Origin of the sequence: Micropruina sp., from assembly GCF_047602085.1 — a bacterium.
Taxonomy (GTDB): domain Bacteria; phylum Actinomycetota; class Actinomycetes; order Propionibacteriales; family Propionibacteriaceae; genus Micropruina.
The window spans coordinates 1-22,272 of the sequence record NZ_JASGID010000005.1; the positions used below are offsets into that span (position 1 = coordinate 1).

Annotated in this window: 15 protein-coding genes, 2 rRNA genes and 4 pseudogenes; 8 read left to right on the forward strand and 13 right to left on the reverse strand. The window is 66.5% G+C overall.

Features of this window, described 5'->3' with window-relative positions; translation table 11 throughout:
• Positions 1-41: 41 nt before the first annotated feature.
• The 3 genes from QM721_RS08840 to tyrS all read right to left on the reverse strand — a co-directional run bounded on the left by QM721_RS08840 (position 42) and on the right by tyrS (position 6,821).
• Positions 42-3,163: ribosomal RNA gene (locus QM721_RS08840) — 23S ribosomal RNA — on the reverse strand.
• A 326-nt stretch (positions 3,164-3,489) separates the two neighbouring features.
• Positions 3,490-5,002 (reverse strand): 16S ribosomal RNA (locus QM721_RS08845).
• Together the 16S and 23S rRNA genes form the textbook arrangement of a ribosomal RNA operon.
• Before the next feature lie 556 nt (positions 5,003-5,558).
• A complete protein-coding gene (tyrS, locus tag QM721_RS08850) occupies positions 5,559-6,821 on the reverse strand; it encodes a tyrosine--tRNA ligase (RefSeq protein WP_415121077.1) in 1,263 nt (420 codons plus the stop codon).
• Positions 6,822-6,960: 139 nt separating this feature from the next.
• Here tyrS and QM721_RS08855 point away from each other — a divergent pair, with 139 nt between their 5' ends.
• A complete protein-coding gene (locus QM721_RS08855; protein ID WP_415121079.1) occupies positions 6,961-7,422 on the forward strand; it encodes a hypothetical protein in 462 nt (153 codons plus the stop codon).
• Positions 7,382-8,170, forward strand: coding sequence for an MFS transporter (locus QM721_RS08860; RefSeq protein WP_415121081.1), 789 nt, complete (start codon positions 7,382-7,384; stop codon positions 8,168-8,170). Before QM721_RS08855 ends, QM721_RS08860 begins: the two co-directional genes overlap by 41 nt.
• Positions 8,171-8,272: 102 nt before the next feature.
• On the opposite strand, the gene argH is transcribed toward QM721_RS08860, so the two are convergent.
• The 8 genes and pseudogenes from argH to QM721_RS08900 all read right to left on the reverse strand — a co-directional run bounded on the left by argH (position 8,273) and on the right by QM721_RS08900 (position 15,782).
• The gene (argH, locus tag QM721_RS08865) at positions 8,273-9,697 is read right to left on the reverse strand and encodes an argininosuccinate lyase (protein WP_415122044.1); all 1,425 of its coding nucleotides are present in this window, start codon (positions 9,695-9,697) and stop codon (positions 8,273-8,275) included.
• A 109-nt stretch (positions 9,698-9,806) separates the two neighbouring features.
• On the reverse strand, positions 9,807-9,938 hold the full coding sequence (locus tag QM721_RS08870; RefSeq protein WP_415122046.1) for a hypothetical protein: 132 nt from the start codon (positions 9,936-9,938) through the stop codon (positions 9,807-9,809).
• 211 nt (positions 9,939-10,149) lie between these two features.
• A pseudogene (locus QM721_RS08875) lies at positions 10,150-10,308 on the reverse strand (arginine repressor); the annotation flags it as partial.
• Entirely contained in the window at positions 10,305-11,510 is a 1,206-nt protein-coding gene (locus QM721_RS08880; protein WP_415121083.1) for an acetylornithine transaminase, read from the reverse strand. The pseudogene QM721_RS08875 and the gene QM721_RS08880, both read right to left, overlap by 4 nt.
• Entirely contained in the window at positions 11,507-12,424 is a 918-nt protein-coding gene (argB, locus tag QM721_RS08885) for an acetylglutamate kinase (protein ID WP_415121085.1), read from the reverse strand. The genes QM721_RS08880 and argB overlap by 4 nt, the downstream gene beginning before the upstream one ends.
• Positions 12,421-13,575: a bifunctional glutamate N-acetyltransferase/amino-acid acetyltransferase ArgJ gene (gene argJ / locus QM721_RS08890; protein WP_415121087.1), complete on the reverse strand. Its 1,155-nt coding sequence runs from the start codon at positions 13,573-13,575 to the stop codon at positions 12,421-12,423. The genes argB and argJ overlap by 4 nt, the downstream gene beginning before the upstream one ends.
• Complete coding sequence (gene argC, locus QM721_RS08895) at positions 13,572-14,627, reverse strand: N-acetyl-gamma-glutamyl-phosphate reductase (RefSeq protein ID WP_415121089.1); 1,056 nt, start codon at positions 14,625-14,627, stop codon at positions 13,572-13,574. Before argC ends, argJ begins: the two co-directional genes overlap by 4 nt.
• 375 nt (positions 14,628-15,002) lie before the next feature.
• Positions 15,003-15,782, reverse strand: coding sequence for an HAD-IIA family hydrolase (locus QM721_RS08900; RefSeq protein ID WP_415121091.1), 780 nt, complete (start codon positions 15,780-15,782; stop codon positions 15,003-15,005).
• 99 nt (positions 15,783-15,881) lie between these two features.
• Between QM721_RS08900 and hemC the strand changes: the two are divergent.
• From hemC to QM721_RS08930, 6 genes and pseudogenes are all read left to right on the forward strand, one after another.
• Positions 15,882-16,949 (forward strand): annotated as a pseudogene (hemC, locus tag QM721_RS08905) (hydroxymethylbilane synthase); the annotation flags it as partial.
• Positions 16,950-17,021: 72 nt separating this feature from the next.
• A pseudogene (locus QM721_RS08910) lies at positions 17,022-17,666 on the forward strand (uroporphyrinogen-III synthase); the annotation flags it as partial.
• The gene (gene hemB, locus QM721_RS08915) at positions 17,663-18,643 is read left to right on the forward strand and encodes a porphobilinogen synthase (protein ID WP_415121093.1); all 981 of its coding nucleotides are present in this window, start codon (positions 17,663-17,665) and stop codon (positions 18,641-18,643) included. The pseudogene QM721_RS08910 and the gene hemB, both read left to right, overlap by 4 nt.
• Entirely contained in the window at positions 18,643-19,956 is a 1,314-nt protein-coding gene (gene hemL, locus QM721_RS08920) for a glutamate-1-semialdehyde 2,1-aminomutase (RefSeq protein ID WP_415121095.1), read from the forward strand. The genes hemB and hemL overlap by 1 nt, the downstream gene beginning before the upstream one ends.
• A gap of 151 nt (positions 19,957-20,107) precedes the next feature.
• Positions 20,108-20,839, forward strand: a pseudogene (gene cobA / locus QM721_RS08925) (uroporphyrinogen-III C-methyltransferase); the annotation flags it as partial.
• 111 nt (positions 20,840-20,950) lie between these two features.
• Positions 20,951-21,397, forward strand: a complete 447-nt coding sequence (locus tag QM721_RS08930) for a GNAT family N-acetyltransferase (protein ID WP_415122048.1) — start codon at positions 20,951-20,953, stop codon at positions 21,395-21,397.
• Between the two features lie 165 nt (positions 21,398-21,562).
• On the opposite strand, the gene QM721_RS08935 is transcribed toward QM721_RS08930, so the two are convergent.
• Both QM721_RS08935 and QM721_RS08940 read right to left on the reverse strand, forming a co-directional pair.
• Positions 21,563-21,892 (reverse strand): helix-turn-helix domain-containing protein, encoded by a 330-nt coding sequence (locus QM721_RS08935; RefSeq protein ID WP_415121097.1) that lies wholly within the window; start codon positions 21,890-21,892, stop codon positions 21,563-21,565.
• Positions 21,892-22,257, reverse strand: coding sequence for a type II toxin-antitoxin system RelE/ParE family toxin (locus tag QM721_RS08940; RefSeq protein WP_415122050.1), 366 nt, complete (start codon positions 22,255-22,257; stop codon positions 21,892-21,894). Before QM721_RS08940 ends, QM721_RS08935 begins: the two co-directional genes overlap by 1 nt.
• Positions 22,258-22,272: the final 15 nt, after the last annotated feature.

Here is a 22,272-nt window from a genome sequence, read left to right on the forward strand (position 1 = left end):
GTTGCTCGGGAACCGCACAGTGGACGCGTAGCATCTTTGTAGGAAACAAGCCCTCGGCCTATTAGTATCGGTCAGCTCCATGCATTGCTGCACTTCCACATCCGACCTATCAACCCGGTGGTCTTCCGGGGGCCTTACCAGATTAACTCTGTGGGAACCCTCATCTTGAGACGTGCTTCCCGCTTAGATGCTTTCAGCGGTTATCACTTCCAAACGTAGCCAACCAGCCGTGCTCTTGGCAGAACAACTGGCACACCAGAGGTTTGTCCGTCCCGGTCCTCTCGTACTAAGGACAGCCTCTCTCAAGATTCCTACGCGCGCAGCGGATAGGGACCGAACTGTCTCACGACGTTCTAAACCCAGCTCGCGTGCCGCTTTAATGGGCGAACAGCCCAACCCTTGGGACCGACTCCAGCCCCAGGATGCGACGAGCCGACATCGAGGTGCCAAACCATGCCGTCGCTATGGACGCTCGGGCAAGATCAGCCTGTTATCCCCGGGGTACCTTTTATCCGTTGAGTGACGGCGCTTCCACGTGCCACCGTCAGATCACTAGTCCCGACTTTCGTCCCTGCTTGAGGTGTCCCTCTCACAGTCAAGCTCCCTTGTGCACTTACACTCAAAACCTGATTGCCAACCAGGCTGAGGGAACCTTTGGGCGCCTCCGTTACATTTTGGGAGGCGACCGCCCCAGTCAAACTACCCATCAGGCACTGTCCCTGATCCAGATAATGGACCTAGGTTAGATAACCAGAACGACCAGAGTGGTATTTCAACGATGACTCCACACGAACTGGCGTCCATGCTTCAAAGTCTCCCACCTATCCTACACAAGTCGTACCGATCACCAATACCAAACTATAGTAAAGGTCCCGGGGTCTTTCCGTCCTGCTGCGCGTAACGAGCATCTTTACTCGTAGTGCAATTTCGCCGAGTTCGTGGTGGAGACAGCGCCCAAATCGTTACTCCATTCGTGCAGGTCGGAACTTACCCGACAAGGAATTTCGCTACCTTAGGATGGTTATAGTTACCACCGCCGTTTACTGGGGCTTAAGTTCAGTGCTTCGGTTGCCCTAACACTTCCCCTTAACCTTCCAGCACCGGGCAGGAGTCAGTCCGTATACATCGTCTTTCAACTTGGCACGGACCTGTGTTTTTAGTAAACAGTCGCTTGGGCCTGGTCTCTGCGACCCTCAGTGCTCGAGCAGTAAATACTGTCACACGTCAGGTCCCCCTTATCCCGAAGTTACGGGGGTATTTTGCCGAGTTCCTTCACCACGATTCTCTCGATCGCCTTGGTATTCTCTACCTATCCACCTGTGTCGGTTTAGGGTACGGGCGGCTAACAACTCGCTCACGAAGATTTTCTAGGCAGCATAGGATCACCCACTTCAGGAGCCGTAGCTCCAAAAGGCATAATGTCTCAGGCACGTGAGGTGCGGATTTGCCTACACCTCGCCCTACGCACTTACCCCGGGACAACCATCGCCCGGGATGGGCTACCTTCCTGCGTCCCTCCGCAGCTTGCCTAATACAATCGTGGGTCGCAGACTCAAACTGGCTTGGACCGAAGTCCGCCGCCAGCTCTCGCGTGCTTAGCATTGACTGCCTCGGCAGGGTCGTTGTTTCGCCGGTACGGGAATATCAACCCGTTGTCCATCGACTACGCCTGTCGGCCTCGCCTTAGGTCCCGACTTACCCAGGGCAGATTAGCTTGACCCTGGAACCCTTGGATATTCGGCGGACGGGTTTCTCACCCGTCATTCGCTACTCATGCCTGCATTCTCACTCGTGTGCTCTCCACGGCTGGGTCACCCCGCCGCTTCACCGCGCACACGACGCTCCCCTACCCATCCGTGCACCTGGACCACGAAGGCCTGGTTATAACACGAATGACACAGCTTCGGCGGATTGCTTGAGCCCCGCTAAATTGTCGGCGCAGAATCACTTGACCAGTGAGCTATTACGCACTCTTTCAAGGGTGGCTGCTTCCAAGCCAACCTCCTGGTTGTCTGTGCAACTCCACATCCTTTTCCACTTAGCAATCTCTTAGGGGCCTTAGCTGGTGTTCTGGGCTGTTTCCCTCTCGACTATGAAGCTTATCCCCCACAGTCTCACTGCCGCGCTCTCACTTACCGGCATTCGGAGTTTGGCTGATTTCGGTAAGCTTGTGGGCCCCCTAGACCATCCAGTGCTCTACCTCCGGTAAGAAACGCGCGACGCTGCACCTATATGCATTTCGGGGAGAACCAGCTATCACGTAGTTTGATTGGCCTTTCACCCCTATCCACAGCTCATCCCCTCGGTTTTCAACCCAAGTGGGTTCGGGCCTCCACGACGTCTTACCGTCGCTTCACCCTGGCCATGGATAGATCACTACGCTTCGGGTCTAGAGCACGCGACTATGTCGCCCTATTCGGACTTGCTTTCGCTACGGCTTCCCCACACGGGTTAACCTCGCCACGTACCACTAACTCGCAGGCTCATTCTTCAAAAGGCACGCCGTCACCCCCGCACCCGAAGGTACAGCAGGCTCCGACGGATTGTAGGCAATCGGTTTCAGGTACTATTTCACTCCCCTCCCGGGGTACTTTTCACCTTTCCCTCACGGTACTTGTCCGCTATCGGTCATCAAGGAGTATTTAGGCTTAACGGGTGGTCCCGCCAGATTCATGCGGAATTTCAGGGGTTCCGCATTACTTGGGGTGACGCACGAGAGAGAGCGGCTTACGTCTACAGGGGTATTACCTTCTGTGCCGGAACTTCCCAGAGTCCTTCGACTTCAACGCTCTTTTCTTACTCTCTGACCAGATGACAGCCCGGTCTGTGCGGCCCCACTACCCCCAACATGCAACGCCTGTCAGCTATCACACATGCTGGGTTTGGCCTCTTCCGCGTTCGCTCGCCACTACTTACGGAATCACGGTTGTTTTCTTTTCCTGTGGGTACTGAGATGTTTCACTTCCCCACGTTCCCTCCAACTACCCTATGTGTTCAGGTAGAGGTCGCCGGACATGACTCCGGTTTCTTTCGAGGTTTCCCTATTCGGAGATCCACGGATCAAAGCTCGTTTACCAGCTCCCCGTGGCTTATCGCAGGTTACAACGTCCTTCATCGGCTCTTGATGCCAAGGCATCCACCGATTGCCCTTAGTAGCTTGTTATTTCACTACAAAGATGCTCGCGTCCACTGTGCAGTTCTCAAGAAACGGGCGGGCCCAGTTCGACCGGCGGCATCAAGCCGACGAATCTCATCTGGTCCGCGTAGAAGAGGGTTGCAAACACAACCGACCCTTCAGGACCCAACAGCGTGCTCTCAGGCGTCGCTCACAGGCATCGAAGTTCCACTCCCCTGAGGGGGTTGTACTGACGAGCTGCTCGCTCGGCTTCAAGTCAATGATCCACTAGTAGCCTGCCGGCCCCACGAACGTTCGTCGTGGATGACCTGGCGCTTGGACGAGGTGATTAATCCCCGCCAATGGCTCCTTAGAAAGGAGGTGATCCAGCCGCACCTTCCGGTACGGCTACCTTGTTACGACTTAGTCCTAATTACCGGTCCCACCTTCGACGGCTCCCTCCACAAGGGTTGGGCCACCGGCTTCGGGTGTTACCGACTTTCATGACTTGACGGGCGGTGTGTACAAGGCCCGGGAACGTATTCACCGCAGCATTGCTGATCTGCGATTACTAGCGACTCCGACTTCATGGGGTCGAGTTGCAGACCCCAATCCGAACTGAGACTGGCTTTATGGGATTCGCTCCACCTTGCGGTATCGCAGCCCTTTGTACCAGCCATTGTAGCATGTTTCAAGCCCTAGACTTAAGGGGCATGATGACTTGACCTCATCCCCACCTTCCTCCGAGTTGACCCCGGCAGTCTCCTATGAGTTCCCGGCCGAACCGCTGGCAACATAGGACGAGGGTTGCGCTCGTTGCGGGACTTAACCCAACATCTCACGACACGAGCTGACGACAGCCATGCACCACCTGTATACCGACCTTGCGGGGCACCTGTCTCCAGATGTTTCCGGTATATGTCAAACCTAGGTAAGGTTCTTCGCGTTGCATCGAATTAATGAACATGCTCCGCCGCTTGTGCGGGCCCCCGTCAATTCCTTTGAGTTTTAGCCTTGCGGCCGTACTCCCCAGGCGGGGCACTTAATGCGTTAGCTACGGCACGGAGAACGTGGAAGTTCCCCACACCTAGTGCCCACCGTTTACGGCGTGGACTACCAGGGTATCTAAGCCTGTTTGCTCCCCACGCTTTCGCTCCTCAGCGTCAGTTAATGTCCAGAGAACCGCCTTCGCCACTGGTGTTCCTCCTGATATCTGCGCATTCCACCGCTCCACCAGGAATTCCGTTCTCCCCTACATTCCTCAAGTCTGCCCGTATCGAAAGCAGGCTCGGGGTTGAGCCCCGAGTTTTCACTTCCGACGTGACAGACCGCCTACGAGCTCTTTACGCCCAATAATTCCGGACAACGCTCGCACCCTACGTATCACCGCGGCTGCTGGCACGTAGTTAGCCGGTGCTTCTTCTGCAGGTACCGTCAGTTTCGTCCCTGCTGAAAGCGGTTTACAACCCGAAGGCCGTCGTCCCGCACGCGGCGTTGCTGCGTCAGGCTTTCGCCCATTGCGCAATATTCCCCACTGCTGCCTCCCGTAGGAGTCTGGGCCGTATCTCAGTCCCAGTGTGGCCGGTCGCCCTCTCAGGCCGGCTACCCGTCGTCGCCTTGGTGAGCCGTTACCTCACCAACAAGCTGATAGGCCGCGAGCCCATCCTTGACCGTCGGAGCTTTCCAACTCGGCAGATGCCTGCTGAGTTCATATCTGGTATTAGCAGCTGTTTCCAACTGTTATCCCAGTGTCAAGGGTAGGTTGCTCACGTGTTACTCACCCGTTCGCCACTGATCAGAAGAGCAAGCTCTTCGTCACCGTTCGACTTGCATGTGTTAAGCACGCCGCCAGCGTTCGTCCTGAGCCAGGATCAAACTCTCCGTTGAAAATTTTCAGCACCGACCGAGGCCGGTATTTGCTGTCAAGGATTGTTTGACACTGACAGGATCCATTGCTGGATCTATCAATAATCAAAGGAATCTCGTTGTGTGAAGCAAGCTCCACACAGACGGGATATTTCATTCGCACACCCAGTCACGGGTGCGCTTTGCATTGACTTTCAAGCACGCTGTTGAGTTCTCAAGTTTCGGGTGCGCACCGCGCTTCGGTTTAAGTAACCGTTGCTTGGGGCAACTCGACTTACTTTACTAGGGCTCTTGCTCGGTGTCAAACTGAGCTATTTTGCCCCCTCCGCCCGCGACAGTGTTGGGATCTTGGCGGCTCCTGGCATGGAGACACACCGTATCCCTACTGGTGTGGTTGGAGTCCTACCTCAGTTCGGCCGCTCCGGATTTCTCCGGGCCGTCCGTGTCACTGAGAAGGCTTGGTAAACATTACGGAGTTTGGCCCGGTGGGTCAAATCGGCGTTGACGTTCGGGCGTGTCGTGCTTCTGACTAGGGGTTTTGTTCATGCGGCCGGGCCCGGAGGCGTAGCCGGCCGTTCTAGCCGAATTGCAGCGCCCCAACCGTGCGTCGGCCTCGGCGCAACAGAACCACTCCCCCCGGCAGCATCTCCGCTGCACTCAGCCGGGCCGTCGGGTCGGTGATCTTGACGTTGTTCAGGTACGCACCGCCCTCGGCGATCGCACGCCGAGCCGCTGACTTGCTGGCCACCACGCCCGACGCCTCGAGAGCGTCCACCACGGTGGGTAGCTCAGGCCCGGCCGGCAGTGCGGCCGCCCCGAGTTCGCTGGCGACCGCCCGCAGTGTGTCGGCGGTCAGGTCGCGCAGCTCCGCTCGTCCGAAGAGCGCCTGGGCGGCCTGGGTGGCCGCCTGACGCTCGGCTGGGGAGTGCACCAGATCGGTGACGTCGTCGGCGAGTGCCCGCTGGGCGATGCGAAGGTGGGGCGCCTCGGCGCTGCGGGCGGCGATCTCGTCGAGCTCGGCCGGCGGTCGCTCGCTGAACACCCTGAGGTATTCGAGCACCTTGGCATCTTCGGAGTTCAGAAAGAACTGGTGAAACGCGTAGGGGGAGGTCATGGCCGGATCAAGCCAGACCGTGCCGGATTCGGTCTTGCCGAATTTGGCGCCATCGGCCTTGGTGAGCAACGGCGTGGCCAAGGCGTGCACCTTCGCCGCCTCGGAGCGCCGGATCAGCTCGACACCAGCAGTGATGTTGCCCCACTGGTCGGAACCGCCGGTCTGCAACGTGCAGCCATGCCGACGGAACAGTTCGCGGTAATCGAGCGACTGCAGCAGCACGTAGCTGAACTCGGTGAACGAGATGCCCGACTCGAGCCGCGCCTTGACCACCTCCCGATCGAGCATGCGGTTGACCGGAAAGTGCTTGCCCACGTCACGCAGGAAGTCAAGGGTGGAGAGGTCGGCGGTCCAGTCGTAGTTGTTCACCAGGATCGCCGCGTTGTCGCCCTCGAACGAGATCAGCCGGCTGACCTGCTCTCGGATGCGAGCCACCCATTCGGCCACCTGCTCGACCGGGTTCATGATGCGCTCACCGGCCTGCTTGGGGTCACCGATCAGGCCGGTCGAGCCGCCCACCAGCAGAATCGGACGGTGCCCGGCCCGCTGCAGCGCCCGGGCCACCATGATCTGCACCAGATTGCCCATGTGAATGCTGGGTGCGGTGGGGTCGAAGCCGACGTAGAAGGTGACCGGCCCGTTCGCCAGGTGGGCACGCAGGGCGTCCGCATCGGTGGAGTGGGCGATCAACCCGCGCCAGGTCAGTTCGTCACATACGTCAGTCACGCTACGCAAGCCTATGGGAATGAGCCGGTAATCGGGCGGAGCGGTCTGGTTTCGACGGCGTCGTGCGGCGGCACGGATGGTACTGGTGGGCTGGGTACAGAGCCCTGCTGCCTCGCCCGGCGCTCGGTAGGGTGACGCGGTGACCAACCTCGTCGTGGCGCAGCGCCGGACCATCGCCGTGCTGTCGGTCGGTCAGGTACTCGGCGGCATCAGCTTCGGCGCCACGGTCTCTCTCGGCGCCGTGCTGGCTGCACAGATCTCGGGTGATGACGCGTTGTCGGGGTTGGCCAGTGCCGCGATCACCCTCGGCACGGCCCTCACCGCGGTGCCGCTCGCCGCACTGGCCCGGGCGCGCGGACGACGCCCGGCCCTGGCCACCGGCATGGCGGTCTCGCTGGTCGGCGTGGGCGTCGTGGTCGCGGCCGTGGCCGGCGGCGCTTTCGTGCCGCTGCTGGTCGGGTTCGTGCTGATCGGGGCCGGCCAGGCCGCCAATCTGCAATCGCGATTCGCCGCCACCGACCTGGCCACGGACGCCTCGCGCGGCCTGCGACCTGTCGATCGTGGTCTGGACCACCACGGTCGGCGCCGTTCTCGGCCCTAACCTGGTCGGCCCCGGCGAAGCGGTCGGGGCCGCCGTCGGCATGCCGCCACTGACCGGCGCGTACGCGTTCACGATCGTCAGCCAACTCGCGGCCATCACGCTCTATCTGACGGCCCTGCGCCCCGACCCGCTGCGGTTGGCCCAGCAGGTGGCAGACGCCCGCGACCCCGGTGCGGCGCGCATCGTGCGTGCCGATCGTCCAGCCGCCGCACGGTACGCCACCGTGGCTATCGTCGGGGCCCACGGCGTGATGGTGGCGATCATGGCCATGACGCCGCTGCACCTGCTGCACCATGGCGCGACGCTCAGCGTCGTGGGGGTGACCATCAGCCTGCACATCGCCGGCATGTTCGCTCTGTCACCGGTGTTCGGCCTGCTTTCCGATCGCTGGGGACGGGTGCCGACGATCGTGCTGGGCTACGCGATTCTGGCCGGCTGCGTGGCGGTGATCGCGTGCGCGCAGCATGAGGCGACTGCCGTCAGCGTCGCGCTGGTGCTGCTGGGGCTGGGCTGGAGCGCGGCCACGGTGGCCGGCTCGGCGCTGCTCACCGAGGCGTCGGACGAGCAGACCCGCACCAGCCGCCAGGGACGCACCGACTTCGCGATGAGCCTGGTGGGCGCGATCGGGGCCGCCGGCGCGGGCGTGGTGCTGACCGGCATTGGGTTCGACGGCCTGGCCTTGGCGACCCTTCCGGTGCTGGCGGCGGTGGTGGCACTGGCCCGCACCGGACGGCTGTCAGCGGGCTAGGGAAAATTCCTGATCAATGCGCCCACCGCTGGGTGAGCTTGGCGAAACCCCTTGCCCCGGCGTGATGACCGAGGTCTCGACAAGCTCGACCGACGAGAACCGTCACTGCGGACGATCCGCGCTCCAGTAGCAGCCTTCGTTCGCCTCGCGGGTCGTCGGCTCAGCCGACGGCGCGGCGGTCAGCCAGTCGCTGATCGCATCGATGCCGTCGTGCACCTCGCGGAGTTGCTCGACCACCCGCACCGTGGCCGTTCCGCCGCGGCCGTTGCGCGAGTCGATCGAGCCCTGCACGGTGAGCACGTCGAGCACCTCGGGGGTGAGCGACGGGTCGATCTCGGCCAGTTGCTCGCCGGTGAGGTCAGGCAGGTCGATGCCGCGGGCCTCGCAGTAGCGCACCGCCGCACCCGAGATCTCGTGCGCCCGGGCGAACGGCACCCGCTGCCGCACCAGAGCGTCAGCAACGTCGGTGGCCAGGCTGAACCCCTGCGCGGCCCGCTCGGCCATTCGGTCGGTCTGGAACTGCAGGGTGGCGAGCATGCCCGCCATGGCCGGCAGCAGCACCCGCAACTGATCGAGGGAGTCGAAGACCGGCTCCTTGTCTTCTTGCAGGTCGCGGTTGTAGGCCAGCGGCAGCCCCTTGAGCGTGGCCAGCAACCCGGTCAGGTTGCCGATCAGCCGGCCCGCCTTGCCCCGGGCCAGCTCGGCCACGTCGGGGTTCTTCTTCTGCGGCATGATCGACGAGCCGGTCGACCAGGCGTCATCGAGTTTCACGAAGCCGAATTCGACGGTGGCCCACAGGATCACCTCTTCGCTGATCCGCGAAAGGTCGACGGCCAGTTGGGCAAGTACGAATGCCGCCTCGGCGACCAGGTCCCGGGCCGCGGTACCGTCGATCGAGTTGGCCACCGACCCACCCTCGAAGCCGAGCTGGTCCGCCACCGCCTCGGGATCGAGGCCGAGCGAGGTGCCGGCCAGGGCGGCCGACCCGTACGGCGAGACGGCCAGCCGCTTGTCCAGGTCGCGAATCCGCTGCACATCGCGCAGCAGCGGCCAGGCGTGCGCCAGCAGATGATGGCTGAGCAGCACCGGCTGGGCCGACTGCAGGTGCGTGCGGCCCGGCATCGGCGCACCCAGGTGCGTGCGGGCCTGCTCGTACAGGGCGACCACCACCGACTGGACGCCCTGGGCCACCACGCGCAGCTCATCGCGCAGGTACATCCTGATCAGGGTGGCGATCTGGTCGTTGCGGGAGCGCCCGGCCCGCAGTCGTCCACCGAGTTCAGTGCCCACGCGCTCGATCAAGCCACGCTCGAGCGAGCCGTGCACGTCTTCATCAAACGGCGCCGCGACATAGGCGCCCGAGACCACATCGGCCTCGAGCGCGTCGAGGCCGGCCAGCATCGCGGACAGTTCGTCACCGGTGAGCAGCCCCGCGCCGGCCAGCGCCCGGGCGTGGGCCCGTGACCCGGCCAGGTCGTGCCGGGCCAGCCGCCAGTCGAAGTGCGTCGAGACCGACAGGGCGAACATCGCCTCGGCCGGACCGCCCGCGAAACGTCCTCCCCACAGGCGTCCGGCATCGGCACTGCCGCCCCCCTGCCCGGACGGCAACGGCGGGGCCGGTGGGTTCTGCGTCATCTCACTCCGTTCGCGGGTTGTGGCTCATCGCCAGCATGGTCTCGGCCAGCTTCGCACCGCCGGCCGGGTCGCGGGTGATCACCGCGATGGTGTCGTCGCCGGCGATCGTGCCTAGCACCTCGGCCAGCCCCACCCGGTCGATCGCCGAAGCGAAGAATTCGCGCCGCTCCCGGCGGGGTGCGCAACACGGCCAGGTTGGCCGAACCCTCGGCCGACACCAGCAGCTCGGCGCACAGCCGCGACAACCGCGGCGCAGCCGACGACGAATCCCCCGGACGCTCCCCCGCCAGCAGGGCGTAGCCGAAGTCGCCGTCGCCCTGCCGCACCCGCACCGCGCCGACGTCGACCAGGTCTTTGCTCAGCGTGCCCTGGGTAACCACGATGCCCTCGGCGGCCAGCAGATGGGCCAGCTCGGTCTGCGAGCGCACCTGCCGGCGGGCGATCAGCTCGACGATCCGCGCCTGGCGCGCCGTCTTGGTCTGCGGCGTGCGGGGCTCGGTCATGGCGCGTCCAGCAGGCCGGGGAGGGCCGCGACGAACCGATCGAGCTCGGCGTCGGGAACGATCAGCGGCGGCGCCAGCCGCAGCACGGTGGGCCGGGGCGCGTTGATCACGAACCCGGCGGCCAGGGCGGCATCGGCCACCGCCGGCGCGACGGGTTCGGTGAGCACGACGCCGCGTAGCAGCCCGCGGCCCCGCACGTGGTCGATGCGGGGGTGGCCCAGCGCCGAAATGTCGGCGGCGAGCCGCTCGCCGGCCTGCCGGGCGCGCTGCAGCAATCCGTCCCGCTCGATGATGCCGAGCACCGCCAGCCCCGCGGCCGCCCCGACCGGGTTACCGCCGAACGTAGTGCCGTGCGCGCCCGCACCGAGCAGCGTGGCCGCCGCGCCGGTGGCGACGCAGGCGCCCACCGGGAAGCCGTTGCCCAGGCCCTTGGCAAAGGTCACGATGTCTGCGGTCACCCCCGACTCGGTACTGGCCAGCCAGTCGCCGCAACGTCCGATGCCGGTCTGCACCTCGTCGAGCCACAGCAGCGCGCCCACGGCCGCGGTCAGTTCACGCACCCTGGCCAGGTAGCCGGACGGCGGTTCGACGACCCCGTTCTCGCCCTGGATCGGTTCGAGCACGACAGCCGCGACGGTGTCGTCGAGCGCCGCGGCCAGGGCGTCCGCGTCGCCGTAAGGCACGAACGTGACGTCGCCGGGCAACGGCCGGAACGGCTCGCGGTAGGCGGGGTTGCTGGTCAGCGCCAGCGCGCCCAGACTGCGGCCGTGGAACGATCCCTCCATGGCGATCAGCCGGGTGCGGCCGGTGCGCCGGGTGATCTTGAAGCCGGCCTCGTTGGCCTCGGTGCCCGAATTGGTGAAGAACACCCGGGCCGGCAGGCCTGGGGCGTTGGCCGTCACGAAGGCGTCCAGCCGCTCAGCGAGGGCGATCTGGGTGGGGGTGGCGAAGAAATTCGACACATGGCCCAGCGTCGAGAGTTGCGCCGAGATGGCGCCGATCACCTGGGGGTGGGCGTGGCCCAGCGCGTTGACCGCCAGCCCGGCGAGCAGGTCGAGGTAGCGGTTGCCGTCGGCGTCCCACAGGTGCACTCCCTCGCCGCGCACGAAGACCCGCTTGGGCGGGCCGAAGGTGTTCATCACCGAACGGGTGTAGCGAGTGGTGAGTTCGGCCTGACCGCCGCCGAGTGCGGTGAGCGTCATGCGGGATCCCCCTCGTCGTCGCGCACCACCATGGTGCCGAGCCCTTCGCTGGTGAAGATCTCGAGCAGGAGGCTGTGCGGGACTCGTCCGTCGATGATGGTGGCCCGGTCGACCCCGCCCCGAACGGCCTGCAGGCAGGCCTCCATCTTGGGGATCATCCCGGCCTCGAGCGATGGCAGGAGCGCCTGCAACTCGCTGGAGGTGATCCGGGCGATCACCTCTTCGCTGCTGGGCCAGTCGGCGTAGAGGCCCTCGACGTCGGTCAGCACGATGAACCGCTCGGCGTTCAGCGCCACGGCCAGCGCCCCGGCGGCGGTGTCGGCGTTCACGTTGTGCACGTTGCCGCCCTCGTCGGGCGCCACGGTGGCGATCACCGGAATGCGCCCGCTCTCGATCAGGTCGATCACCGCCTCGGGACGCACGGTCGTCACCTCGCCGACCAGGCCCAGGTCGACCGATTCGCCGTCGACAACGACCCCCCGGCGGGTGGCGGTGAACAGCCCGGCGTCCTCACCCGAGAGCCCGACCGCGAGCGGGCCGTGGGCGTTCAGCAGACCCACCAGCTCACGGCCCACCTGCCCCACCAGCACCATGCGCACCACGTCCATGGCCTCGGGGGAAGTAACCCGCAGGCCGCCCCGAAACTCCGAAGCGATGCCGAGCCGGTTGAGCATGGCCGAGATCTGCGGGCCACCGCCGTGCACCACCACCGGTTTGAGCCCGCACCGGCGCAGGAACACCACGTCCTCGGCGAAGGCCCGCTTGAGCTGGTCGTTCACCATCGCGTTGCCGCCGTACTTGACCACCACGACGCTGCCCGCGTAGCGCTCCAGCCAGGGCAGCGCCTCGATCAGCGTCTCGGCCTTGGCACTCACCTGCGCCGCCACCTCGCGGGTTCTGGTGGTGGGGGTCATGTCGAATACTCCGCGTTCTCTTTAACGTAGTCGTAGGTCAGGTCGTTGGTCCAGATCGTGGCGGTGGCCTCGCCCGCGTGCAGGTTCACGTCGACCACCACGTCGCGGCCGATCAGGTCGACCTGGGAGCGGTCGGCACCCAACTGGCCGTCGACGAACACCCCGACCCCGTTGAACGACACGTCGACGTGGTCGGGGTCGAAGTCGGCCGCGACCGTGCCGGCCGCGGCCAGCACCCGGCCCCAGTTGGGGTCGTTGCCGAACACCGCACATTTGAACAAATTGCTGCGGGCGATCGCCCGGGCCACCGCGAGCGCGTCGGCCTCGGTGACTGCCCCCGCCACCGTGACCTCGATGTCGTGCGAGCTGCCCTCGGAATCGGCCAGCAATTGCATGGCCAGCGAATGGCAGACTCCGGTGAGCGCCTCGGTGAACTCCTCGGTATCGGCCGCGACTCCCGACGCGCCACTGGCCAGCACGATCACCGTGTCGTTGGTCGACATGCAGCCGTCGGAATCGGTGCGGTCGAAGGTGAATGCCGTGGCGGTCTTCAGCGCCTGATCGAGCTGGTCGGTGGCGATCACGGCATCGGTGGTGATCACCACCAGCATGGTGGCCAGCGCGGGAGCCAGCATGCCGGCGCCTTTCGCCATGCCGCCGATCGCCCAGTGGCGCGGCGAGTGGAACGCGGCGGTCTTGGGCACGGTGTCAGTGGTCATGATCGCCTCAGCGGCGGCCGGGCCCCCATCGTCGGAGAGATCCTGGGTGGCCAGCTCGATGCCGGCCAGCACCTTGTTCATCGGCAGCCGGACGCCGATCAGGCCGGTGGAGCAGACGGCCACGTCGGTGACCTCGGTGCCCAGCCCCTGGGCCGTCCATTCAGCCATTTGGCGGGCGTCGGCCAGGCCGTCGCGGCCGGTGCAGGCGTTGGCGCCACCCGAGTTCAGCACCACGGCGGCCAGGCGTCCGTCTTGCACCGCATCGGTCGACCAGAGCACCGGGGCTGCCTTGAAGGCGTTCGAAGTGAACACCGCGGCGGCACGGGCGTCCGGACCGTTGTTGACCACCAGTGCCAGGTCGGGGCGTCCGGATGCCTTGATGCCGGCGGTGACTCCGGCGGCGGTGAAGCCCTTGGGGGTGGTGACGCTCATGGCGCGACTCCGATCGTGGACAGGCCGGTGGTCTCGGGCAGACCGAGGGCCAGGTTCATGGACTGGACGGCGCCACCCGCGGTGCCCTTGGCCAGGTTGTCCAGCGCGGCGACGGCGACCAGGCGGTTCGCGGCCGCGTCGACGGTGACCTGGACCTGGACGGCGTTGGAGCCGAGGACCGCCTGGGTCTGCGGCCAGATGCCCTCGGGCAGCAGGTGGACGAACGGCTCGTCGGCGTAGGCCTCCGCATAGCTGGTGCGGACCCGTTGATCGAGCTTGTCGAGATCGTCCTCGCCGAGGCCCGTCCCGTTCAGCGGCGCGGTGACGGTGGCCAGGATGCCGCGGGCCATCGGCACCAGCACCGGGGTGAACGACAGGGTGGGGGCGGCGGCGCCGAGCCGGCGGAAGTTCTGCAGCATCTCGGGGACGTGCCGGTGCACCCCGCCGACGCCATAGGCGCTGGCGTTGCCGAGCAGTTCGGCGGCCAGCAGGTTGACCTTGAGGCTCTTCCCCGCCCCGGACGGCCCGGTCGGCGCGACCACGACCACGTCCCGGCCGTCGGTCAGGCCGGCGGTGAGGGCGGGCAGCAGCGCCAGGGTGACCGTGGTCGGGAAGCAGCCCGGCACCGCGATCCGATTGGTCTCGGCCAGGACGGCCCGCTGGCCGGGAAGCTCGGGCAGGCCGTACGGCCAGGTGCCGGCGTGCGGCGTCCCGTAGAACTTCTGCCAGTCGGCGGGGTCGCTCAGCCGGAAATCGGCTCCCGCGTCGATCACCAGCACGTCGTCGCCCAGTTGCTCGGCGACCGCGGCGGACGCCCCGTGCGGCAGCGCGAGGAAGACCACATCGTGACCGGCCAGGTTCTCGGCGGTAGTGTCGAGCACCTCGACGTCCGCCAACGGCAGCAGGTGCGGGTGGTGCTCGACCAGTCGCGAACCCGCGCTCGACTTCGCCGTCAGGTTGCCGATGGTGACCTCCGGGTGCTGCACCAGCAGGCGCTGCAGCTCACCTCCGGCGTAGCCGGTGCACCCCGCGACAGCGATCCGAACAGACATGGGCATTACTATGCCGAAAGTGGAATGAATATTCCAATCGTTGGGGCGCACGCTTCGATCGCATCAGTTGACAGCGAGACTGATCGACACCGTTGCAGCCGTATGGCGGTCTCGAATGGTGATGACGTACAGACCCGAGTAGAGCTCCACATCAGCCTGCGTCGGGAACTTCATGGCGAGAACCCCATCCCGATCCGCACAGTCGCCTCCACCGTGGGCAAGGCTGCACGCTCCGGTGGTCAGCCTCCGACAGACCCCTCCCTCAACATCGAAACCCCTAGCGAGGGCACCCTGTCCGAGGTCTCGACAGGGCTCGACCACCGTTTCCCTAGAAGCGCCTGGGCGTGCCGACGTGGAGATGAAGGCGGAACGAAGTCAGATCTGGTCGATCAGCTCGTCCACGCCGCCGAGGATCTGGTTGGGCCGGAACGGGTACTTTCCGACGTCCTCGGTGGTGGTCAGCCCGGTGAGCACCAGGACGGTGTGCAGGCCGGCCTCCATGCCCGCGACGATGTCGGTGTCCATCCGGTCGCCGATCATCGCGGTGGATTCCGAGTGGGCCTCGATCCGGCGCATCGCGGAGCGGAACATCATTGGGTTCGGCTTGCCGACCACGTAGGGCTGGCGGTTGGTCGCCGCGGTGACCATCGCCGCCACGGCGCCGGCGGCCGGCAGCAGGCCCTCCTTGGAGGGGCCGGTGGTGTCCGGGTTGGTGACGATGAACCGGGCACCGTCGGCGATGAACCGGACCGCTTTGGTGATCGCCTCGAAGGAGAAGTTGCGAGTCTCGCCGAGCACCACGAAGGCGGGGTCGGTCTCGGTGATGATGAATCCGGCGTCATGCACGGCGGTGGTCAGACCGGCCTCGCCGATCACGAACGCGGTCTTGTCGCCCGGCTGGTCGGCGAGGAAGGCGCCGGTGGCCATGGCGGAGGTCCAGATGTTCTCCTCGGGGATCCGCAGGCCGGAGCGCTCCAGGCGCGCGGCGAGGTCACGAGGAGTGAAACGCGAATTGTTGGTCAGCACCAGGAAGCGCTTGGAGGTGTCCACCCAGCGCTCGATCAGTGCGGCGGCGCCCGGCAGCGGCTGATCCTCGTGCACGAGGACGCCGTCCATGTCGGTGAGCCAGCATTCGATGTCGCGAACCTTACGCATGACACCATCGTATCTGTTATTAGTTGAAATGACTATAAATGTCTGTCGGGCGCAGTCAGGGCCACGTCCGGACCCTGGACAGCACCGACCAGCCCCCGGATGTGGCACTCCCCGAAGCGCACGGTAGGGCAAGATCGGACGGTGCGGATCAGGCTGGCAACCCGTGGATCCCGGCTGGCGTTGGCGCAGTCGGGGATGATCGCGGACGCCCTGCGCGGGCTCGGCGCCGAGGTCGAGTTGGTGCCGGTGAAGACTCTGGGCGACGTCTCCGCCGCCCCGCTGTCGAGCATGGGCGGCGTGGGGGTGTTCGTGGCGGCCGTTCGTGAGGCGGTGCTGGACGGGGTCTGCGACCTGGCGGTGCACTCGTTGAAGGATCTACCGACCACCCCTGCCGAGGGATTGACGCTGGGCGCGATCCCGGAGCGCGAGGATCCCCGGGACGCGCTGTGCGCCCGCGACGGTCTGGGGCTCTGGGGTCTGCCGCGGGGCGCGAAAGTCGGCACCGGGTCTCCCCGGCGAGCCGCTCAGCTTCGGGCTGCCCGTGGGGATCTGGAGATCGTGGACATCCGCGGCAACGTCGACACCCGACTGGGCCGGGTCGGCGCCGATCTGGACGCCGTGGTGCTGGCCGCCGCCGGCCTGAACCGGCTGGGGCGTGCCGACGCGATCACCGAGTTCTTCGAACCCGACGTGCTGGTGCCGGCACCCGCGCAGGGGGCGTTGGCGCTGGAGTGCCGCAGCGACGATACCGAGCTGCTGGCCCTGCTGGCGCACCTCGACCACTCCCCCACCCGGTTCGCGGTGGAGGCAGAGCGGGAGTTGATGCGGCTGGTCGAGGCCGGTTGCGCGGCTCCGTTCGGCGCCTTGGCCGAGGTCACCTCGGATCAGACCCCGACGGTTGCTGGTCGAGCTGGTCGAGACCGTGGCGAGGCCGTCGAGGACGAGGGGTTTCGACAAGCTCAACCAACGCAAGCTCAACCAAGGCAAGCCCAACCAACGGTGCTGCGGCTGCGGTCCCGGCTTGCCACCCCGGACGGGATGACCACGGTCGCCAACTCCGTCAGGCTCGAAAGTGGACCGAGGGGCCTGTCCCCGCGTACCGCTGTCGGCGCGATGCTGACCTCCATGGCTCAGGACCTGGCTCCGCTGGTGGGGTTGCGCGTGCTGATGCCGCCGTCCCGGCTGGCCGAAGCGGTCGCGTTGCGCGGTGCGCGGGTGACGACGGCGTCCTTCACTCGACACGCCACGGTGACCGATCCGCGTCTCGGTGAGCGGCTGGACGGGCTCGCCACCGGTGGCTACGACTGGCTGGTGCTGACCTCAGCTCGGACACTCAGAGCGCTGCGTGACCTCGGTGCCGACCTTGCCCTGATGCTGCCTGAGGACACCAAGGTCGCCGCCGTTGGCGCGGCCACGGCCGCTGCGGCCCAGGAAGCCGGGCTGCGGGTGGACCTGCTGCCGGCGTCCGGCTCCGGCGGCGCGGACCTGGCGGCGTCGTTCCCTTCGCCGTCTCCCGATCAACCCGGACGGGTGCTAGTTCCCGGGGCTGCGGACCCAGCCGCAGGATTGGACGCCGGACTCACTGCCCGCGGGTTCGACGTCGATCGGGTCGCCGTCTACCGGACCGATCCCGTGGACGGGGTCGATGAGGAGGTTCGCCTAGGCTGGCCGGACGGTTTCGACGCGTTCGTGGTGACCGCGCCGTCCGTCGTCCGGGCCGCCGCCGACCTGCTCGGTCGCCCCGGTCCCCCGGTTGTTGCGCTCGGCGAAAGCAGCGCCGCCGCCGCCCGCGGCGCCGGGTTCACGGTGGTCGCGACCGCTGCCGAAGCAACTCCGGCCGGGCTGGTGAACGCCCTGGTCACCCTTCGAAAGGAAGCTCGATGATCGTCCGTCCGCGCCGGCTGCGCACCACGCCGGCGATACGCCGCCTGGTGGCTGAGACCCGGATCCATCCGAGTCAGCTGGTGCTGCCGATGTTCGTCGCCGAGGGACTCGACGCCCCGCGTCCGATCAGCTCACTGCCGGGCATCGTGCAGCACACCGTCGATTCGCTGGTCGACGAGGTGCGCCGCTCCGCCGCGCTCGGGTTGGGTGGCGTGATGCTGTTCGGCGTGCCGCGTCCCGAGGACAAGGACGCGGTCGGCTCGGTCGGCTCGGCACCGGACGGCATTCTGAACCGGGCGCTGAGTGCCGTCCGGGACGCCGTCGGCGACGACATCGTGCTCATGGCCGATACCTGCCTGGACGAGTTCACCGACCACGGCCACTGCGGGGTGCTGGACGAGCGCGGCCGGGTCGACAACGACGCCACCAACGACCGCTACGTCGAGTTGGCGCTCAGCCAGGCCCGGGCCGGCGCGCATGTGGTCGGGCCGTCCGGAATGATGGACGGCCAGGTGGCCGCGATCCGTGACGGGCTGGACGCCGCCGGCTTCACCGACACCGCGATCCTCGCCTACGCCGCCAAGTACGCCTCCGCCTTCTACGGACCGTTCCGCGAAGCGGTGAACTCCTCGCTCTCCGGCGACCGGCGAAGCTATCAGCAGGATCCGGCGAACCGCCGCGAGGGCGTCCGGGAAGCCGATCTGGACGAGGCCGAGGGCGCCGACATGCTGATGGTGAAGCCGGCCGGCTACTACCTCGACGTGCTCGCCGACGTCGCCGCCCGGTCTCAAGTGCCGGTCGCCGCGTATCACGTCTCGGGCGAGTACGCGATGGTCTGCGCCGCCGCAGAGCGCGGTTGGCTGAACAGGGACGCCGCGCTGGCCGAAGCGGTCACCGCGATCCTGCGGGCCGGTGCCGACATCGTGCTGACCTATGCCGCCTCCGAACTGGCCGAACGTGCGAACGGGAGCAACTGATGAGCCTCTACCAGCGGGCCTGCCGGGTGATCCCCGGTGGTGTGTCGTCACCGGTCCGGGCGTTCGGCTCGGTCGGGGGCGACCCGGTGTTCATCGCCCGGGCGTCCGGGCCGTATCTGTATGACACGAACGGCCGCGAATACGTCGACGCCGTCGGCTCGTGGGGGCCGGCACTGCTCGGCCACGCCCACCCCGAGGTGGTGGCCGCCGTTCAGGCCGCGGCGGCACGCGGGCTGTCGTTCGGCGCCCCCACCCAGGCCGAAGTTGAGTTGGCCGAGGCCGTCCGGTTCCGGGTGCCGGAGGCCGCCAAGGTGCGCTTCGTCTCCACCGGAACCGAGGCGTGCATGACGGCGATCCGGCTGGCCCGCGGCGCCACCGGACGCGACCTGGTGGTGAAGTTCGCCGGCTGCTACCACGGGCATTCCGACGGCCTGCTGGCGGCCGCCGGTTCGGGAGTCGCCACCCAGGGCCTGCCTGGGTCGGCCGGGGTGACCGCCGCAACCGCCGCCCAGACGATCGTGGTGCCCTACAACGATCCGGACGCCTTGGAAGCGGCGTTCGCAGCACACCCGGACCAGATCGCCGCGGTCATCACCGAACCGGCCCCGGCGAATATGGGGGTGGTTCCGCCGCGGAACGGGTTCAACGCCTTCCTGCGGGAGATCACTAAGCGGCACGGTGCGCTGCTGATCTTCGACGAGGTGCTGACCGGTTTCCGGGTCGGCTACCGCGGTTGGTGGGGGCTGGAGCAATCGTCGGTCGAGCGTGTCGAGACCACTCCGCTGGCTGAGGCGCCCGATCTGTTCACCTTCGGCAAGGTGGTCGGCGGCGGCATGCCGCTGGCCGCGATCGGCGGACGTGCCGAGCTGATGGATCTGCTGGCACCGGTCGGACCGGTCTACCAGGCGGGCACGTTGTCCGGGAATCCGCTCGCGACAGCGGCCGGCATCACCACGCTCGCGCTGGCCGACGAGAGCGTCTACCAGCGGGTGGACGCCGCATCGTCCGCGCTGCAGGGCGCGATCGGGGCGGCACTGGATTCGGCCGGGGTCCCGCACCGGGTGCAGGCAGCCGGCTCGTTGTTCACCGTCTTCTTCGGCGACTTCGACGGCCCGATCGACAACTACGCGGCCGCGCAGCAACAGGATTCGGCGGCGTTCGCCCGATTCTTCCACGCCATGTTGGACGCCGGGGTCGCGCTGCCGCCGTCCGGCTACGAGGCCTGGTTCCTGTCCGCGGCACACGACGACGCCGTGCTGAACCGGATCGTCGACGCATTGCCCGCCGCCGCCCAGGCAGCGAGCCGCTCGTGACCGCACCGCTGGTCGAGCCTGTCGAGACCCCCAACCAACCGCTGGTCGAGCCTGTCGAGACCCCCAACCAACCGCTGGTCGAGCCTGTCGAGACCCCTTCGCGAGGTTTCGACAAGCTCAACCAGCACAGGCTCTACGGCCGAGGTACGCGATGACCGGGCGGGTCATCCTCGTCGGCGGCGGACCCGGCGATCCGGGACTGCTCACCGTCGCCGGACTGGACGCACTGCGCACCGCCGATGTCGTCCTCTACGACCATCTGGCCCCGCTGGCCTGCCTGGACGAGTGCCCGCCCGGCGCGTTGCTGATCGACGTCGGCAAGATCCCGGGTGGACGGTCCACGTCGCAGCAGCGGATCAACGAACTGCTGATCGACCACGCCCGGGCCGGACGGCACGTCGTCCGGTTCAAGGGCGGCGACCCGTTCGTGTTCGGACGCGGCGGCGAAGAGGTGCTGGCCTGCGCCGAGGCCGGTCTGGGCGTGGCGGTAATTCCGGGCGTCACCTCAGCGGTCGCCGGACCGGCACTGGCTGGGATCCCGGTCACTCACCGCGGCATGGTGCAGGCGTTCACCGTGGTCTCGGGACATGTCCCGCCCGGTCACCCGGCCTCGACCACCGATTGGACGGCGCTGGCGCACGCCGGGCACACCATCGTGGTGCTGATGGGAGTGGCCAACCTCGGGGCTATCTGCACCGAGCTCGTCGCTCAAGGACTGGCCGCCAGCACTCCGGCTGCGGTGATCGCCGACGCCTGGCTGCCAACGATGCGCACCGTTCGCACCAGCGTCACCGAGATCGCTGAGCAGGCGAAGCAGGCCGGCATCCACGCCCCGGCGATCGCAGTGATCGGAGAGGTAGCCGCCCAACAGCTGCCGGTCACGGCACCGTCCGCGTTCGACCAGCCCGCCACGGACGACCAGGCCGTCACGGCTGACCAGGCCGTCACCGACGAACTGCGACCCGCCCGGCCAGAGGATGCCGCCGAGCTGCTGGTGCTGCAACGCGCCTGCTGGACCCCGGACGCCATCCTCAACGACACCTTCGAGATCCCGGCGCTGCACGAAGACCTGGCCACAGTGCAGGCGAACTTCGGGCACTACGAGACCTGGGTGCTGCGCCGCGGCCCGCGCCTGATCGGTGCGGTACGCGGCATCCTCCGCGGCACCGACTGGGAGGTCGGACGGCTGATGGTCGCCCCCGATCTGCAAGGCCAAGGCCTCGGACGGATGCTGCTACGCCACATCGAACACCAAGCGCCGCCGTCCACCCGCCGACTCTGGCTGTTCACCGGCCGGCTCAGCGAAGCAAACATCCGTCTGTACACGCGCGCCGGCTACCAGGTGGTTCCGGACGATGACGACTCACTCCCCCACGTCCCGCACACCGTCCGCCTGGTGAAGAACCTCACGGCACGACCAACGCCGGCGACCGCCGGCTAAGGCCTGTTACGGAAGTCGGGTTCGATCAGTGAGCGGGGTATCCGCGCTCGGTCCGGCAAGGCCGAGGAGGGCGTCATACCGGGTCGTACGGCAACTGACGAGAACGCAGCCGGTCGGGATGCGGGACCCCGCGAACCGGACCGGACTTCCGTAACAGGCCCCAGGTCAGGCGGCGCTGGTATCAGCGCTGCGCAGAATGAACAGATCGTCACCGAAGATCGCCGAGATCTGCAGGTGGCCACCGATCGCCTCCACATAGCGAGCGATGACATCCACCGTCGAGACCTCGCCACGCTCGATCTGGGAGACTCGACTCTTGGTCACACCCATGCGTTCGGCCACATCCGACTGCGTAAGGCCGAGGGCCTTCCGGCGCTCGGCAAGGCGGTGCGCGTCGATGTAGCTCTGGGTACGCTGAGCCGCCTCAGCGAGTACCTCGGGGCCTAGATCAGCCACGACGCCGGGCCGCACATCCGCCCACTTCTTGGTTGCCATCACTCCTCCTCACGTCGCCTCTCGTCCAGATACTCGTGGTACAGCCGCTCCGCCTGTGGAATGGCCACCTTGTACCAGTCGCTCCATCGACCCGACTTGTCCCCGCCGACCAGCAAGATCGCCGAGCGCCACGGGTCGAACACAAACAGGATGCGGATCTCACTTCGTCCAGCTGACGCAGGACGCAACTCCTTCAGGTTATGAACCTTCGATGCCTTGACGCGATCGACGAGAGGCCGGCCGAGGTTAGGACCAGCATCGGCGAGCCGATCGATCGCATCAGTGATCAAGGCCTGTGAGGTGCGGTCGACTCCCCGGAACCAGGCGAGCCACTCGTCGGTGACCCGGATCTCCCACTCCCCTATCGAGAAAGTTTAGCA